General features: G+C 61.1%; 9 protein-coding genes. 7 read left to right on the forward strand and 2 right to left on the reverse strand.

From position 1 onward, the window contains the following. Nucleotides 1-10: 10 nt before the first annotated feature. The 6 genes from PMX60_RS02375 to PMX60_RS02400 all read left to right on the forward strand — a co-directional run bounded on the left by PMX60_RS02375 (nucleotide 11) and on the right by PMX60_RS02400 (nucleotide 10,556). Nucleotides 11-598: an NADH-quinone oxidoreductase subunit B family protein gene (locus tag PMX60_RS02375; RefSeq protein WP_271746739.1), complete on the forward strand. Its 588-nt coding sequence runs from the start codon at nucleotides 11-13 to the stop codon at nucleotides 596-598. Then, nucleotides 598-1,317, forward strand: coding sequence for an NADH-quinone oxidoreductase subunit C (locus tag PMX60_RS02380; RefSeq protein ID WP_271746740.1), 720 nt, complete (start codon nucleotides 598-600; stop codon nucleotides 1,315-1,317). Before PMX60_RS02375 ends, PMX60_RS02380 begins: the two co-directional genes overlap by 1 nt. A gap of 5 nt (nucleotides 1,318-1,322) precedes the next feature. Next, on the forward strand, nucleotides 1,323-2,411 hold the full coding sequence (locus tag PMX60_RS02385; protein ID WP_271746741.1) for a hydrogenase large subunit: 1,089 nt from the start codon (nucleotides 1,323-1,325) through the stop codon (nucleotides 2,409-2,411). Nucleotides 2,412-2,418: 7 nt separating this feature from the next. Further along, nucleotides 2,419-2,760: a 4Fe-4S dicluster domain-containing protein gene (locus PMX60_RS02390; protein ID WP_271746742.1), complete on the forward strand. Its 342-nt coding sequence runs from the start codon at nucleotides 2,419-2,421 to the stop codon at nucleotides 2,758-2,760. Between the two features lie 479 nt (nucleotides 2,761-3,239). Continuing rightward, nucleotides 3,240-3,407 carry a hypothetical protein gene (locus PMX60_RS02395; RefSeq protein WP_271746743.1) on the forward strand — a complete coding sequence of 56 codons (168 nt, stop codon included), beginning with the start codon at nucleotides 3,240-3,242 and terminating at the stop codon, nucleotides 3,405-3,407. A 177-nt stretch (nucleotides 3,408-3,584) separates the two neighbouring features. Then, nucleotides 3,585-10,556 carry a Spy0128 family protein gene (locus tag PMX60_RS02400; RefSeq protein ID WP_271746843.1) on the forward strand — a complete coding sequence of 2,324 codons (6,972 nt, stop codon included), beginning with the start codon at nucleotides 3,585-3,587 and terminating at the stop codon, nucleotides 10,554-10,556. 609 nt (nucleotides 10,557-11,165) lie between these two features. Here PMX60_RS02400 and PMX60_RS02405 read toward each other — a convergent pair. Both PMX60_RS02405 and PMX60_RS02410 read right to left on the reverse strand, forming a co-directional pair. After that, nucleotides 11,166-11,795 carry a response regulator gene (locus PMX60_RS02405; protein ID WP_271746744.1) on the reverse strand — a complete coding sequence of 210 codons (630 nt, stop codon included), beginning with the start codon at nucleotides 11,793-11,795 and terminating at the stop codon, nucleotides 11,166-11,168. Then, complete coding sequence (locus PMX60_RS02410; RefSeq protein ID WP_271746745.1) at nucleotides 11,792-12,937, reverse strand: sensor histidine kinase; 1,146 nt, start codon at nucleotides 12,935-12,937, stop codon at nucleotides 11,792-11,794. The genes PMX60_RS02405 and PMX60_RS02410 overlap by 4 nt, the downstream gene beginning before the upstream one ends. A 197-nt stretch (nucleotides 12,938-13,134) precedes the next feature. On the opposite strand from PMX60_RS02410, the gene PMX60_RS02415 reads away from it, so the two are divergent. After that, nucleotides 13,135-14,073, forward strand: coding sequence for an ABC transporter ATP-binding protein (locus tag PMX60_RS02415; protein ID WP_271746746.1), 939 nt, complete (start codon nucleotides 13,135-13,137; stop codon nucleotides 14,071-14,073). Nucleotides 14,074-14,077: the final 4 nt, after the last annotated feature.

Here is a 14,077-nt window from a genome sequence, read left to right on the forward strand (position 1 = left end):
GGCGGCATCCATGGATCATAAAATGTCGCGCTCGCCGTGGGTTATTCATTACGACGGTTCGAGCTGCAACGGATGCGATATCGAGGTGCTGGCCTCGCTCACGCCGCTGTTCGATGCGGAGCGCTTTGGCGTGGTCAACACCGGCAACCCCAAGCATGCGGATATCTTTTTGGTGACGGGGTCGGTCAATGCCCAGAACCTGCCTGTCGTGCGCCAGATCTACAACCAGATGCTCGAGCTCAAGTGTGTGGTGGCATGCGGTATCTGCGCGTGCTCGGGCGGCGTGTTTCGCGATGCCTATAACGTGATCGGCGGCGTGGACCGCGCGATTCCCGTGGATGTGTACGCGCCCGGGTGCGCCGTTCGCCCCGAGACGGTGATCGATGCCATCGTGGAGGCGTGCGGCATCCTGGATCAGAAGGAGGCCGTGATGCGTGCTGGCGGCGATCCGCTTACCGTGGGCGGCGCCGCTACCTGGGATGGTGGCGTTGAGCTGGGCGAGGGCGGGTTTGTGGCTGCGGGGGCCGGGGCTGACGATGCGCCTGCTGGGACGTCCGCGGCCGGCGACGCGCCCGCCGCTGCAAAGGAGGGCGAGTAATGCAAAAGGCTATCTATACTACCGTCGGGATCGATGAGCTCCTGTCACATGTCCAGGCGCTCAAGGGCGTCGGCGCGCGCTTTGTGCAGATGCATGCCGAGCGCTGTGTGGACGACGGATCGTATCGCTTGGTCTATACGTTTATCGACGTTCGTGCTGCTCAGGAGCATATTGCGCAGGACGGCAGCTATGCGATCGAGAACCTGGTGGTTGAGGGCATCGACCAGTACCAGGAGATTCCGTCCATCAGCTCGTACTATCCGGCGGTATTCCCGTTTGAAAACGAAACGCACGACCTGTTTGGTCTTGCCATCACCGATATGCAGATTGACTTTAAGGGCTTTTTCTACCAGGTCTCGACTGCCGAACCCATGAGCGTTATCACGCCCGAGGTGAAGGCCGCGCGCGAGAAGGCCATGAAGGTCCGTGCTGCCGCCGAGGCCAAGGCGCGCAAGGCCGCGGCCGAGAAGGCCGTCGCTGCCGCGGCCGCTGCGGGGGAGGGCGCCGCGGGTGCCGGCGATGCTGCGAGCGCTGCTGCCGCCCAGCCCGCTGCGGCTGCCGGCTCCGATGCTCAGCACGATGAGGCTGCTGCGAAGGCCGCGCTCAAGGCCGCCGAGATGGAGGCAAAGCTCGCCGCCATGGATCCCGAGAAGGCGGCCAAGGTCCGCGCGGCGCTTGCCGCAAAGGCCGCCCGCGACAAGCAGAAAAAGGAGGCGTAAGGTCCATGGCATATCGCTCCGTTATTCCGTTTGGCCCGCAGCACCCGGTGCTGCCCGAGCCGCTTCATCTGGACCTGGTGATCGAGGACGACCGCGTTCTCGAGGCAATTCCGCAGATCGGCTTTGTGCACCGCGGACTCGAGAAGCTCACCGAAAAGCGCGACATGCATCAGTTTGGCTACATCGCCGAGCGCATCTGCGGCATTTGCGCCGTGGGCCACAGCTGCGGCTATGCCAGCGCCTGCGAGCGCATGCTCGACATCGAGGTGCCCGGCCGTGTGCAGTATATCCGCACCATTTTGCACGAGCTTTCGCGCATCCACTCGCATCTGCTGTGGCTGGGCCTGCTCGCCGACGCCTTTGGCTTCGAGGCGCTGTTCTATCGGTCATGGACCCTGCGCGAGCAGATACTCAAGATTTTTGAGAGCACTTGCGGCGGGCGCGTGATTCTGTCGATTAACGAGATCGGCGGCCTTAAGCACGATATCGAGGACTCCGAGCTGGCGGGCATTGTCCAGACGCTCGATGCCATGCGTCCTGACTACGAGGCCCTGGTGCATACGTTTTTGGACGACAACAGCTGCGGCGAGCGCCTGCATGGCGTGGGCGTGATTAGCAAGAAAGACGCGCTGGAGCTTTCGATGGTCGGCCCGTTCGGTCGCGCCTCGGGCGTGGACTACGACGTGCGCATGTTTGGCGACGGTGCCTATGCGGACCTGGCTGCGTTTGAGCCCATCGTTGCCACCGATGGAGACTGCTATGCTCGCTGCCAGGTGCGTTGTGCCGAGGTCACGCAGGCCATGGACATCATTAAGGAGCTTGTGGACAAGATCCCACACGACGGTATCGGCGGGCGCACCAAGCTTACGCCGGCCGACGGCGCGCGCGGCGAGGTTGTGATTGAGCAGCCGCGCGGCGAGGCGTATTACTATGTGCGCGGCAACGGCACCAAGAATCTGGACCGTTTTCGCGTGCGCACGCCGACGTCGCAAAACCTGGCAGGTCTGACGCATGCGCTGCAGGGCGTGCTCATTGCCAACGTGCCCATGATTATCCTGACCATTGATCCCTGCATTAGCTGCACGGAAAGGTAGGCGCGGCATGAGTTTGCTGACATTTGCCAAGACGGCCTTGGGCTCTGTGGTCAAGCAGCCGGTCACGGTGTGCTATCCGCAGGAGAAGCTCGCGGCGCCCAAGCGCCTGCGCGGGCACATCGTCAACGACATGGACGTGTGCATCTGCTGCGGCATGTGCGCGCGCCGTTGCCCGGCGGGCGCGCTTGCGGTCGATCGCAAGGGTGGTACCTGGTCGATCGACCCGTATGCCTGCGTGGTGTGCGGTGAGTGCATCGAGAGCTGCCCCAAGCACTGCCTGACTATGGACACCGCTCGTACTCCAGTTGCGGCGGACAAGACCCCCACGGTAGAAACCAAGCCGGAGTAGCGCCGGAATAGAGCTGGGATAGGGGCCGGTGGGGCAAAAATGCCCCACCGGCCCCGCGCTTAAACGCGCGGTTGTGCCGTCGCGAACAAAACTATGTCGGTTTACGGGGCTGGATAGCGAACCTCCGACCATACCGAAAATCGCAAAAACAAAACCGCAGGTAGATTGCTTGCTGTTTTTCAAAAATAGGGGGTATGGATGAGGACTCCGACTTTAGCCCCGTAATCCGGCATAGTTTTGAAATAGCACCATATCGGTGACAGCCCTTGAGCCCCCGGGGACGGAGGAAAACGGATCATTTTGGCCCGATGGCTCTGAGTCGCACCTATTTTCCTGCGAAAACGCCGTGTCTCAACTTTGGTGAGACATTTGTCTCACGTTCAAAATCGAATCTGGAGCATGTGTCACCTGCTCAAATTGTGTCTCATTCCGTAACTTTAGGCTGATGCAAGGTCTGAGACCGCGAGAAGGGAGACGCGATGGGTAAGTACACGAGGGGTCTCTTGGCGGTGATACTGGCCGTAGTGCTGGTGTTGCCGGCTGCAGCATTTGCCATGCTGCCCGAGGCCAACGCCAGGTCCAGCACCGGAATGGACGGACCGGAAGCGACAAAGGTAGTCGACCACGACACCAGTAACCATTGGTAGTTCTGGGCGGGCGACTATGACGGCAGTAAGGTCACGACGCAAAACGTCGGCCGAATTTGGACGGATAAGACGGTCCAAGCAATCGATGACGGGAAATCGGACTTTTTGACCACGCTTTCGGCGATGTCTTCGACATCCGATACAACGTCGCTGGTTTCCAAGCCGCTCGACATCGTAATGGTGCTCGATGCCTCTGGCTCAATGGATGATTCTATGGGTGGTGGAGATTCTACCAAGCGTATCGTTGCGCTCAAGAATGCTGCCAACCACTTTATCGACACCATTGCCGAGCAAAACAAGGGCATTGAGGACGCGGAAAAACAGCACAAGGTCGCCATTGTTAAGTTCGCAGGCAAGAAGAAGGATGAAATCGGCAACGATACGTATCGCGATAATAATGGAAACAAGTGCAACCACTCGCAGACCATGAAGCCCCTGACGCCGTGTGTCGGTGATGACGCAACGAGCCTTAAGGAAACGGTCAACTCCATCAAGCCTAACGGCGCCACGCAGGCTGATTTCGGTATGCAGCTGGCCCAGGGAATCACCTCTGAGCGCGAGGGCGCCCAGAAGATCGTCGTGTTCTTCACCGATGGCTCTCCTACGAGTTCTAATGGTTTTGAGGCCGAGGTTGCTAAGGACGCCATCAATACCGCCAAGACCATAAAGAGCGGCGGGGCGACCATTTATACCATCGGTATCTTCAACGGTGCGAAGCCGGACGACGATCCAACAAGCAACGACACGAGCAATAAGAACAAGTTCATGCATGCCGTGTCGAGTAACTATCCGGATGCCACATCGTCCATAAGCTATGGCTTTCTTGGAACTAAGAAGTGGAATGTCAATTTTGGCAACCCCGTTGCCGGTGCCAGCTACTACAAGTCGGCGACCAACGCCGCCGAGCTTGATCAGGTCTTTAAGGACATCTCGAGTGCCATTACGTCGGGCAAGGGTTTCCCGACCAAGGTCGAGGGCAACAATCCCAACGGTTCCGGTTACATCACATTCGAGGACGAGCTGGGCGCCTTCATGCAGGTCGACGGGTTTACCGGTGCCGAGTACAACGGCAGGACCTATGGCGCCGCCACCAAGTCGACCGATGGCAATATCGATACCTATACGTTTGATGGCGAGCTCGCTCACCTGGTGATCACGGTCGACCGTGCGGACGAGAAAAAACCCCAGCGCGGTGACATCGTGACAGTCAAGGTCCCTGCATCGCTCATTCCGTTGCGCCGTTTTATCGTTGACGAGTCAGCGGGCACGTTCGTGGTTGACTCCACGGATGCCATCTCGCCTATCCGCGTTGCATATGCATCGAGTGTAAAGGCTGTTGCACGCAAAAACCTGTTTACTCCCAATGACGTACCGGGACTGCGGGATTACATCAATGAGCACAAGGACGCTGATTCCAATACCGTTAGCTTCTACGCCAACAAGTGGACCGGCGACGATGCGGGCGATACGGTCGCGAGCTTTGAGCCTGCTGCTACGAACAGCTACTACTACTTCCAAAAGCTAACGCCCGTCTATACGGACGCAGCTTGCACCAAGCTTGCAACGGAAAAGCCTTCGGGCTCTAAGACCTATTGGTACAAAGATGAGTTTATGGCGCAGAACTCGTCGGGCGCGCCGTACGATGATTCCGTTTCGATCCCGGTTAAGGGAAGCGAGCTCGAAAGCTTTGAAGGCGCTTTGGTAAAGGACGTCGATCACTGGTCGATTAAGGCTGGTACCGCGCGCCTCGCCTTTATCAATCAGCTCCACACCACCAAGGAACGTGTTGGCGGAAACCCGACTGACACCGCACGCGACGTAATCAATCCCCAGTGGAACAACACGAAGGTTGTTTCCGGCGCGACGAAGGTCAATGTCTATCTGGGCAATAACGGCAAGATTAACTTTACGCTCAATACCAAGCCGACAACGTTGACAACTGCCGACTTTGGCCTGGTCAAGGTGCTCGAGGGACGCGACTGGACGAATGAGGACAAGTTTGAGTTTGGCCTGACGTCCGAGGGCAACGCCCCGATGCCTGAGTCCAAGATTGCGGTTGCAACAAAGGGCCATGCGGGCATTAGCTTCGGCGAGATTGCCTATGACAAGCCGGGCACGTATGTCTACAAGGTTAGCGAGAAGCATGCCGGGACCACGGTCGACGGCATCGCCTACAGCGACAACGTTGCAGAGTTTACCGTGACAGTGAAGCCCAATGAGAAGGGCAAGCTTGAGGCTTCTGCGACGAAGACCTCGGGCGAGACTGAGTTCAAGAACACCTATGCTGCGGATCATGTTGAGTCCAGTGTTACCGACCAGATCAAGGCGACCAAGTCCCTGACCGGCCGCGACCTCGAGGCAGACGAGTTCAGCTTTGAGCTGCACGAGGTTAAGGGCGAGGGCTCGGAGCTTATCGAGACTGTAAAGAATGACGCTAACGGCAATGTTGCGTTCAGCCCCATCGAGTACACCGAGATCGGTCAGCACACCTACACGTTGCGCGAGGTCAAGGGCAACGCTGGTGGCATCACCTACGACGAAAACGTCTACACCATCGTGACGATCATCAGCGATAACGGTAAGGGCCAGCTGGTGGCTACGCATAAGCTGAAGGGTGCCGAGGACGTTAAGAGCATCGAGTTCAAGAACGCTTACAATCTGACCCCCAAGAGCTTCAGCGTCACCGATAAGATCGCCGCGACCAAGTCCCTGACTGGGCGCGACGTCAAGGCCGGCGAGTTCTCCTTTGAGCTCGTCGAGGGCGACAAGGTCGTCGCCACCGGCACTAACGCCGCCGACGGCAAGATCGCGATGACTGCCATCGAGTACACCGAGGCCGGCGAGCACACCTACACGTTGCGCGAGGTCAACGGCGGAACCGCCAGCAACGGTATATCTTACGACGGCAAGACCTATACCATCGTGACCACCATCACCGATAACGGCGACGGCACCCTCAAGGCCGAGCATGTCCTGAAGGACGCCAAGGTTGCCGAGTTCAAGAATGCCTACAACCTGACGCCTACGGACTCCAGCGTCACCGACCGGATCAAGGCGACCAAGTTCCTGACCGGGCGCGACCTCAAGGAAGGCGAGTTCTCCTTCGAGCTCGTCGAGGGCGACAAGGTCGTCGCCACCGGCAAGAACGCCGCTGACGGCACGGTTGTCATGGACAAAATCACTTACGACAAGCCCGGCAAGCACACCTACACGCTGCGCGAGGTCAGGGGCAACGTCGGTGGTATCACCTACGATGCCGCGACCTACACCATCGAGACTGTCGTCAAGGACAACGGCGACGGCACGCTCGGCGTAGAGCATAAGCTGAAGGGCGCCGACGAGGCGAAGTTTACCAACTCCTACGAGCCTGGCTCCAAGAGCTCCAGCGTCACCGACCAGATTACCGCGATCAAGTCCTTGGACGGCCGTGACCTCAAGACCGGCGAGTTCCGTTTTGAGCTCGTCGAGGGCAATAACGTAGTCGCCACCGGCACCAACAATGCCGACGGCAAGATCGTGATGGATTCCGTCACCTACACCGCGGCTGGCGAGCACACCTACATGCTGCGCGAGACCAAGGCCGGCGCCACCGAAAACGGCATTACCTACAGCACCTCTGAGTACACTATCGTGACCATCGTCAAGGACAACGGCGACGGCGCCCTTAGCGTGGAGCACAAGCTGCAGAACGCCGACGAGGCGATCTTCGAGAATACCTACACGGTGGCCCCCAAGAGCTCCAGTGTCACCGACCAGATCACCGCGACCAAGTTCCTGACCGGGCGCGACCTCAAGGAAGGCGAGTTCTCCTTCGAGCTCGTCGAGGGTAACGATGTCGTCGCCACCGGCAAGAACGACGCCCGCGGCAAGATCACGATGAGCCCCATCGAGTACACCGCTGCCGGCAAGCACACCTACACGCTGCGCGAGGTCCCGGGCGACGCCGGCAACGGCATCACCTACGACGGCAAGACCTACACCATCGAGACGACCGTCACCGACAACGGCAAGGGTGAGCTCGTGGTAAAGCATGAGCTGAATGGAGCCGACGAGGCGAAGTTCAACAACAGCTACAAGCCGAATCCTGGCGAGTTCAGTGTCACCGACCAGGTCACCGCGACCAAGTTCCTGACCGGGCGCGACCTCAAGGACGGCGAGTTCTCCTTCGAGCTCGTCGAGGGCGAGGGCGAGGACGCCAAGGTCGTCGCCACCGGCACCAACAATGCCGAAGGCAACATCACGATGAACGCCGTGAAGTACACCGAGGCCGGCAAGCATACCTACACGCTGCGCGAGGTCAACGGCGGAACCACCAGCAAGGGCATCACGTACGGCGACGCCAAGTACACCATCGAGACCACCATTACCGACAAGGGCGATGGCACGCTCAAGGCTGAGCATGTCCTGAAGGACGCCACGGCTGCGACCTTCAAGAACACCTACAGCGTGACCCCGCTCGACGCAGAGCTCGACTTTGATCTGAGTAAGGCTATCGACGGTCGCGACTGGACGGACTCCGACGAGTTCAGCTTTACCATCACCGCCGCCGAGGGCACCCCGCTGCCCGATCCTGCAACCGTGACCGTGAACAAGCACGATGCGAAGGATGGCATCGCTGCCGTCAAGTTCGGCAAGATCCGCTACACGGCTGCCGGAACCTACACGTACGAGATCCGCGAGAACGCGGGTAACGCGGCCGGCATGGCGTATGACGGGCATGTCGCGACCGCCGAAGTGACCGTGACTGAGGACGGCGAGGGCAAGCTGACCGCCAATGTCACCAAGAAGGAAAACGGACGCTTCACCAACACGTACCGCACTGAGCTTAACTACACCGCGGCCGGCGGCCTCAAGCTCAGCAAGAGCCTCTCCGGACGTCCTATGACCGAGGGTCAGTTCACGTTTACCGTGACGCCTGCCGACGAGGCCTCGGCCAACGCGCTTGGCCTGCTGCCCGGAGCCAACAACTTCAAGTCCCCTGCGACGGCAGAGGCAACGGTCGGCCTGATCGACATCCTGGCTGGCCATGAGGTCAAGTTTACGCAGGCTGACGCCGGCAAGACCTTCACGTACACCGTAGCCGAGAAGAATGACGGCAAGCCCGGTTACACCTACGACGACGCCGTGCGTACCGTGACGATCGCCGTCGCCGATGACGGTGCCGGTACGCTTACCGCCACGACGACCGTCTCCGGCGGTCCCGAGGGTACGCATACGACGGTCCACAAGAGCGGTGAGAACAAGGTCGAGAGTGCCCTGGTTCCGTTCCACAACAGCTACAGCGCTACGACCAATACGCCTGGTGGTACCGCTGCTCAGGTTGTCGCCACCAAGACCCTGACCGGTCGTCCGATGGCCGACGGCGAGTTCTGGTTCGGCATTGCCTATCAGGGCGAGCTTGTGGGCTACGAAAACCTCAAGCCTAATATCGGCGGGCATGTGAGCTTTGATGCGCTGCACTACGACACCGAGATGCTTGCCAATCTTGAGGCGGCTGGGCTTGCCCATCGTACCGACAAGGACGGTAAGCTCGCTTGGACCATTAACTACACGGCCTACGAAGATTTATTCGGGCTGCCGAATGGCGTTTCCGCTACAACGTGGAGCTTTGGCTTTAAGGTTATCGTTGTCGACAACGGTGACGGTACCCTGACGGCAACGGTCGACTACGGTGGCGTCGAGCCCTTGTTCGAAAACGTCTACGGCGCCGAGGCCGTGGATGCCGCACTCATCGGCACCAAGAAGCTCCAGGCAGCCGAGGGCCTGGCCCCGGCCGACATCGCGGGTAAGTTTACCTTTACCGTGACCGCTGACGAGGCGGGTGCCCCGATGCCCGAGCGCACGACCGCAACCAACGACGCGGCCGGCAACGTGGACTTTGGCAAGATCCACTTTACGCTCGAGGACCTCAACCGCGCCCTGGGCGTGACGGACGATGCGACCGATAAGGCCGAGGCAGACGAAGCTGACGAGGCTGAGGCCGACGAGGCAGAGGCTGAAGAGGCCGACGCCGACGCTGATGCCAACGCCGACGAGCCCAGCGACGAGTCCGAGCCCGCAGATCCCGCTGCCCCGCGCTCGCACACCTTTACCTACACGGTGGCCGAGTCCGGTAGCGCCCCTGGCGTGACCAACGACACCAACGCCACGCGCAAGGTTTCCTACACCGTGACCGATGACGGTGCCGGACATCTGATCGTCAAGCGCGACGGCGGCGACGGTGCGGCCTTTACGTTCACCAACACGTACGGCGTGGCACCTACCGATTCTTCCGTGACCGATCAGGTCAAGACGGTTAAGCGTCTGACCGGCCGCGACCTTGCAGCTGGCGAGTTCACGTTTGAGCTGCTCGAGGACGGCGTGACTGTCGCTAGTGGCACCAACGACGCCAACGGTAACGTTACGCTGAGCCCGATCCGCTACGAGGCGCCCGGTACGCACACGTACACGCTGCGCGAGGCTTGCCCCAACGCGCTCGGCCTGTACAAGGGCGTCACCTATGACGGCACGACCTACACCGTCGTGACCACCGTCTCCGACAACGGCGACGGCACGCTGACCGCGACGCACAAGCTCGAGGGAACCACCGAGTCGGCTGGCTTTACCAACAAGTATCACGCCATGCCCACGCAGGTTTCCATCGGCGCCATCAAGGTGCTCGAGGGACGCGAGCTCAAGAAGGACGAGTTTAGCTTTAAGCTCGTTGGCGAGGACATCGAGTCTACGGTTACCAACGATGCCGACGGCAAGATCAACTTCGACAAGTTCGAGTACGACGAGCCCGGTACGTACGTCTACACCATCAGCGAGGTCAAGGGCGACGAGGCCGGTATGACCTACGACAAGTCCGTCTTTACCGCGACCGTCAACGTGGTCGACGACGGCGAGGGCAACCTCAAGGCGAACGTTGCCTTTACCAAGGGCGACAAGAGCGTCGAGGGTATCGTGTTCAACAACACGTACAAGAAGCCCGAGACGCCCGTGCCGACGCCCGATCCCGGCACGCCCAAGACCGTGACGAACATCGTTAAGACGGTTAAGGGTTTCCTGCCCACCACGGGTGACCAGCAGGCCGCCGCACTGCTCATGGCATTTGTTATCGCCATGGCCGGCGTCGGAGCCCTGGTCTGGGGTATCCGTAAGCGCTAGGCACGCTGGCAGCGCCCGGGGCCAAAAGGCCCCGGGCGGCCGGCGGGGAGCCAGAACATAGCCCCCACCCCCACCCCCCCAGCCGCCACGGAGGCATCTCCCTCCTCCGTGGCGGTGCTTTTGTGCGTTGGGGAGGAGGGCGCGCCACGAAAACAGCCCATCTACTACGTTTAATCCCTTACCCCCAACCATGCCGAAAAGCGCGAAAACAAAACCGCAGGTAGAACGCCTGCGGTTTTTCATGAAAAGCGGGTATGGTCGGGGGTATCGGGTCAAACGTAGTAGATGGGCCGATTTCGTGGCGAGCGGTTCCGGCTGATCCCTTGGGGACGGAGGAAAACGGATCATTTTGGTCCCGCGAGGCTGGCGGAGGCACTCGTCCAGGGCCGCCCGAACAAAACTATGCCGGTTTACGGGGCTGAGCCATGAGTTCCCAACCATACCGATATTCGTGAAAATAAAACCGCAGGTAGACAAGCCATCATTTGGCGGAAGCAATGGGTGTGGATGGGGGCCCTGAGTTTAGCCCCGTAATCCGGCATAGTTTTGAAATGGCATTAAATCGGTAGCAGCCATTTTGCTATGCCGGGGCGGTCGGTCGTTGGGTAATTACCCTCGCAGATAGGCGATGGCGATCTGCGTGCGGTTGCGTAGGCCCATCTTTGCCAGGATCGAGCTGATGTGGTTGCGCACGGTGCCTTCGCCCATATAGGCGGTGGCGGCAATCTCCTTGTTGTCGAGGCCGCGGGCGATGAGCTCTGCGACTTCGAACTCGCGGTCGGTCAGGCTGACAAAGGCCGCGGGCCGGCGGGTCGTGCCGGCCTCGACGCCCGCCCCATCAAAGTTGATATCCTCGATCGCCTTACCCTCGAGCACGCGTTTGCCATCCATGACCTGTGTCAACGCGGGAGGGATGGCAGCGACGTCGGTTTTAATCAAGTAGCCGCGGGCGCCCAGCTTGAGCGCCGACACAATGTACTCGTCATCCGAGAACGTCGTCAGAAACACCACGCGCGCCGCAGGGTCGTGCTCAAGGATCTCGCGCGCGGCCGAAAGGCCGTCGCGTCCCGGCATCTGGATGTCGAGCAGCGCAATATCGGGTGCGTGCTCGGCGTAGAGCGCCACCGCATCGTTGCCGTTGGCACCGGTGCCCACCACTTCGATCTGCGGCTGGGCGCCCAAGATAATCTTGAGCGAATCGACCACCAAGCGGTCGTCGTCGACAACGATGAGCCTCATCGGCCCTCATCTCCTTGCTGTTTGGGAACGGTGGCAAACACACGCCAGCCGCCGGCGCCGGCACGCGGGCCGGCGGTGAAGGTGCCGCCAAGCGCCTCGATGCGCTCGCGCATGGAGGCGAGCCCCATGCCCTCCGCGGTGCCGCGGCCGCTTGCTTGGACCTCACCCACGCCATCGTCGGTAACAATGAGCTGGTAAAACGACGGATGCTCCATGCACCGTACGGTGACGGTCTGGGCGCAAGCGTGGCGCATGGTATTGGAGAGCGCTTCGCGCAGGACCGCTGCAAAGCAGTTGGCGACGTTTGCGGGCGCATGTTCGGCCATAACTTCAAGCTCAATCTGCGGGCCGCCGTCCGAGCGTGTGCCTTCGACAATGCGTTCGAGCTGCACGGAAAGGTCGACGGCGTTGTCGTTGAGCGCGTGGACGCTGGTGCGCACAAGCTGGAGCGCCTCGTCAACCGTGCGTTTAACGTCGGCGAAATCGGCTGCGACGCCAGGCTCGTCGGCGTGGACCACGCGTAGGGCTTCGGCCTGCAGTGAGGCGCGCGTGAGCTGGTGCCCGACGTTATCGTGGATCTCGCGCGCGATGCGGGCGCGTTCGGCGAGCGTCGCGAGCTCGACTTCGTAGTCCTGGCGATCGGCAAGATCGCGGTTGCGCGCCTCGAGCGCGAGGGCTCGTTCCTGCAGCTCGTCGCGGGTGCGGCGCATGCGCCGCTGCTCGCGCTCCAACTGGGCGGTGCGTAGCGATAGCAAGGTGGCGGCAACCGAAAGGATGGCGGTCAGCAGGAGCGTTCGGGCGGTGAGCGCATCGGCGCGAAGGTCCGCGACGAGCGCAAAGACAAAGGCGATGCCAATGCCCAGCACGACCCAGGCGTGCTCGCGGCGCACGCGTCGCGCGATGTCATAGAGGGCGAGAGGCGCAAACGGCACAAACGGCGGCACGAAGACGGCCGCGATGATGTAAGCGTAGCTCGCTGCCTCGCTTGCGCGCCGGGCGCGTTTCCCCTGCGCGAGCTCGGCCAGCGAGGTGGTAATAACGCCAAGGCAAAACGCTGCGACCAAGCGAGCATCCACAGCATGGCCCGTGGCGGCCGCAATACAGCACGCCAGAACGATCGATTTGTCGAAAAGCCTGTTCATACGGATATTGTACGCGAAGTCGCGCGTGGTGGAGGGGCCATCTGCGCAACCGTGACATTCCTCCCGCGCGGCAAAGTGGGGGCACCGGCGGGCCGCGCGACCAAGCCCTACACTCGTGACAAAGCTCACTGGCGCGCGCCGCCGGCTCCTGCGATGATGCAATCGTACCGGGCCGCAATCAACAGAAGGGCCGCCTCATGACAGACATCGTCCACGTCGAAAACCTCGTCAAGCGCTATGACGACCTTATTGCGCTCGACCACTTTAACCTGAGCATCGCCCCCGGCGAGATCTTTGGCCTGCTGGGCCCCAACGGCTCGGGCAAGACCACGTCCATCAACTGCATCCTGCAGCTGCTCGCCTGCGACAAGGGCACCATCGAGCTGTTCGGCGAGCCCATGACGCCCGCCCGCTACGACCTCAAGCGCCGCGTCGGTGTGGTGCCGCAGCAGGTGGCAGTGTTCGACGAACTCACCGTGCGCGAGAATATCGACTATTTCTGCAGTCTCTACGTCAACGACCGCAAGCGCCGCCGCGCGCTGGTGGACGAGGCCATCGACTTTGTGGGCTTGGGCGACTTTACCAAGTTTCGCCCCGGCAGGCTCTCGGGCGGCCTGGCGCGTCGCCTCAACATTGCCTGCGGCATCGCGCACAAGCCCGAGCTCATCTTCTTTGACGAGCCCACGGTGGCGGTCGACCCACAGAGCCGAAACGCCATACTGGAGGGTATCTGCCGCCTGCGCGACGAGGGCGCCACGGTGGTGTATACCAGCCATTACATGGAGGAAGTCGAGCAGATCTGCAGCCGCATTATGATCATGGACGGTGGCCGCGTGTTGGCGCAGGGCACCAACGACGAGCTCAAGCGCATGATTCAGATGGGCGAGCGCGTGACCGTCGAGGTCGGCGCCGTCGAGCCCGTCACGGTCGAGCGACTGCGCGCCCTCGAGCACGTGCTTTCGGTTGAGCTTTCCGGCGGCGAGCTCGTCTGCACCTGCGAGGCGAGCCCGCACAACCTGGTCGACATCCTCGACACGCTGCGTGCCGCCGACGTGGCACTCGGCCGCGTGTGGAGCGAGCCGCCGACCCTCAACGACGTGTTCCTTGAGATCACCGGCCGCGAGCTGCGCGACTAGGGGG

Origin of the sequence: Collinsella aerofaciens (assembly GCF_028206995.1) — a bacterium.
Classification (GTDB): Bacteria; Actinomycetota; Coriobacteriia; order Coriobacteriales; family Coriobacteriaceae; genus Collinsella; species Collinsella aerofaciens_AQ.

Coding starts and splice junctions, on each gene's coding strand:
- PMX60_RS02375 (WP_271746739.1), top strand. CDS start 11: ATGGATCATAAAATGTCGCGCTCGCCGTGGGTTATTCATTACGACGGT.
- PMX60_RS02400 (WP_271746843.1), top strand. CDS start 3,585: ATGGTGCTCGATGCCTCTGGCTCAATGGATGATTCTATGGGTGGTGGA.
- PMX60_RS02385 (WP_271746741.1), top strand. CDS start 1,323: ATGGCATATCGCTCCGTTATTCCGTTTGGCCCGCAGCACCCGGTGCTG.
- PMX60_RS02405 (WP_271746744.1), bottom strand. CDS start 11,795: ATGAGGCTCATCGTTGTCGACGACGACCGCTTGGTGGTCGATTCGCTC.
- PMX60_RS02395 (WP_271746743.1), top strand. CDS start 3,240: ATGGGTAAGTACACGAGGGGTCTCTTGGCGGTGATACTGGCCGTAGTG.
- PMX60_RS02390 (WP_271746742.1), top strand. CDS start 2,419: ATGAGTTTGCTGACATTTGCCAAGACGGCCTTGGGCTCTGTGGTCAAG.
- PMX60_RS02380 (WP_271746740.1), top strand. CDS start 598: ATGCAAAAGGCTATCTATACTACCGTCGGGATCGATGAGCTCCTGTCA.
- PMX60_RS02410 (WP_271746745.1), bottom strand. CDS start 12,937: ATGAACAGGCTTTTCGACAAATCGATCGTTCTGGCGTGCTGTATTGCG.
- PMX60_RS02415 (WP_271746746.1), top strand. CDS start 13,135: ATGACAGACATCGTCCACGTCGAAAACCTCGTCAAGCGCTATGACGAC.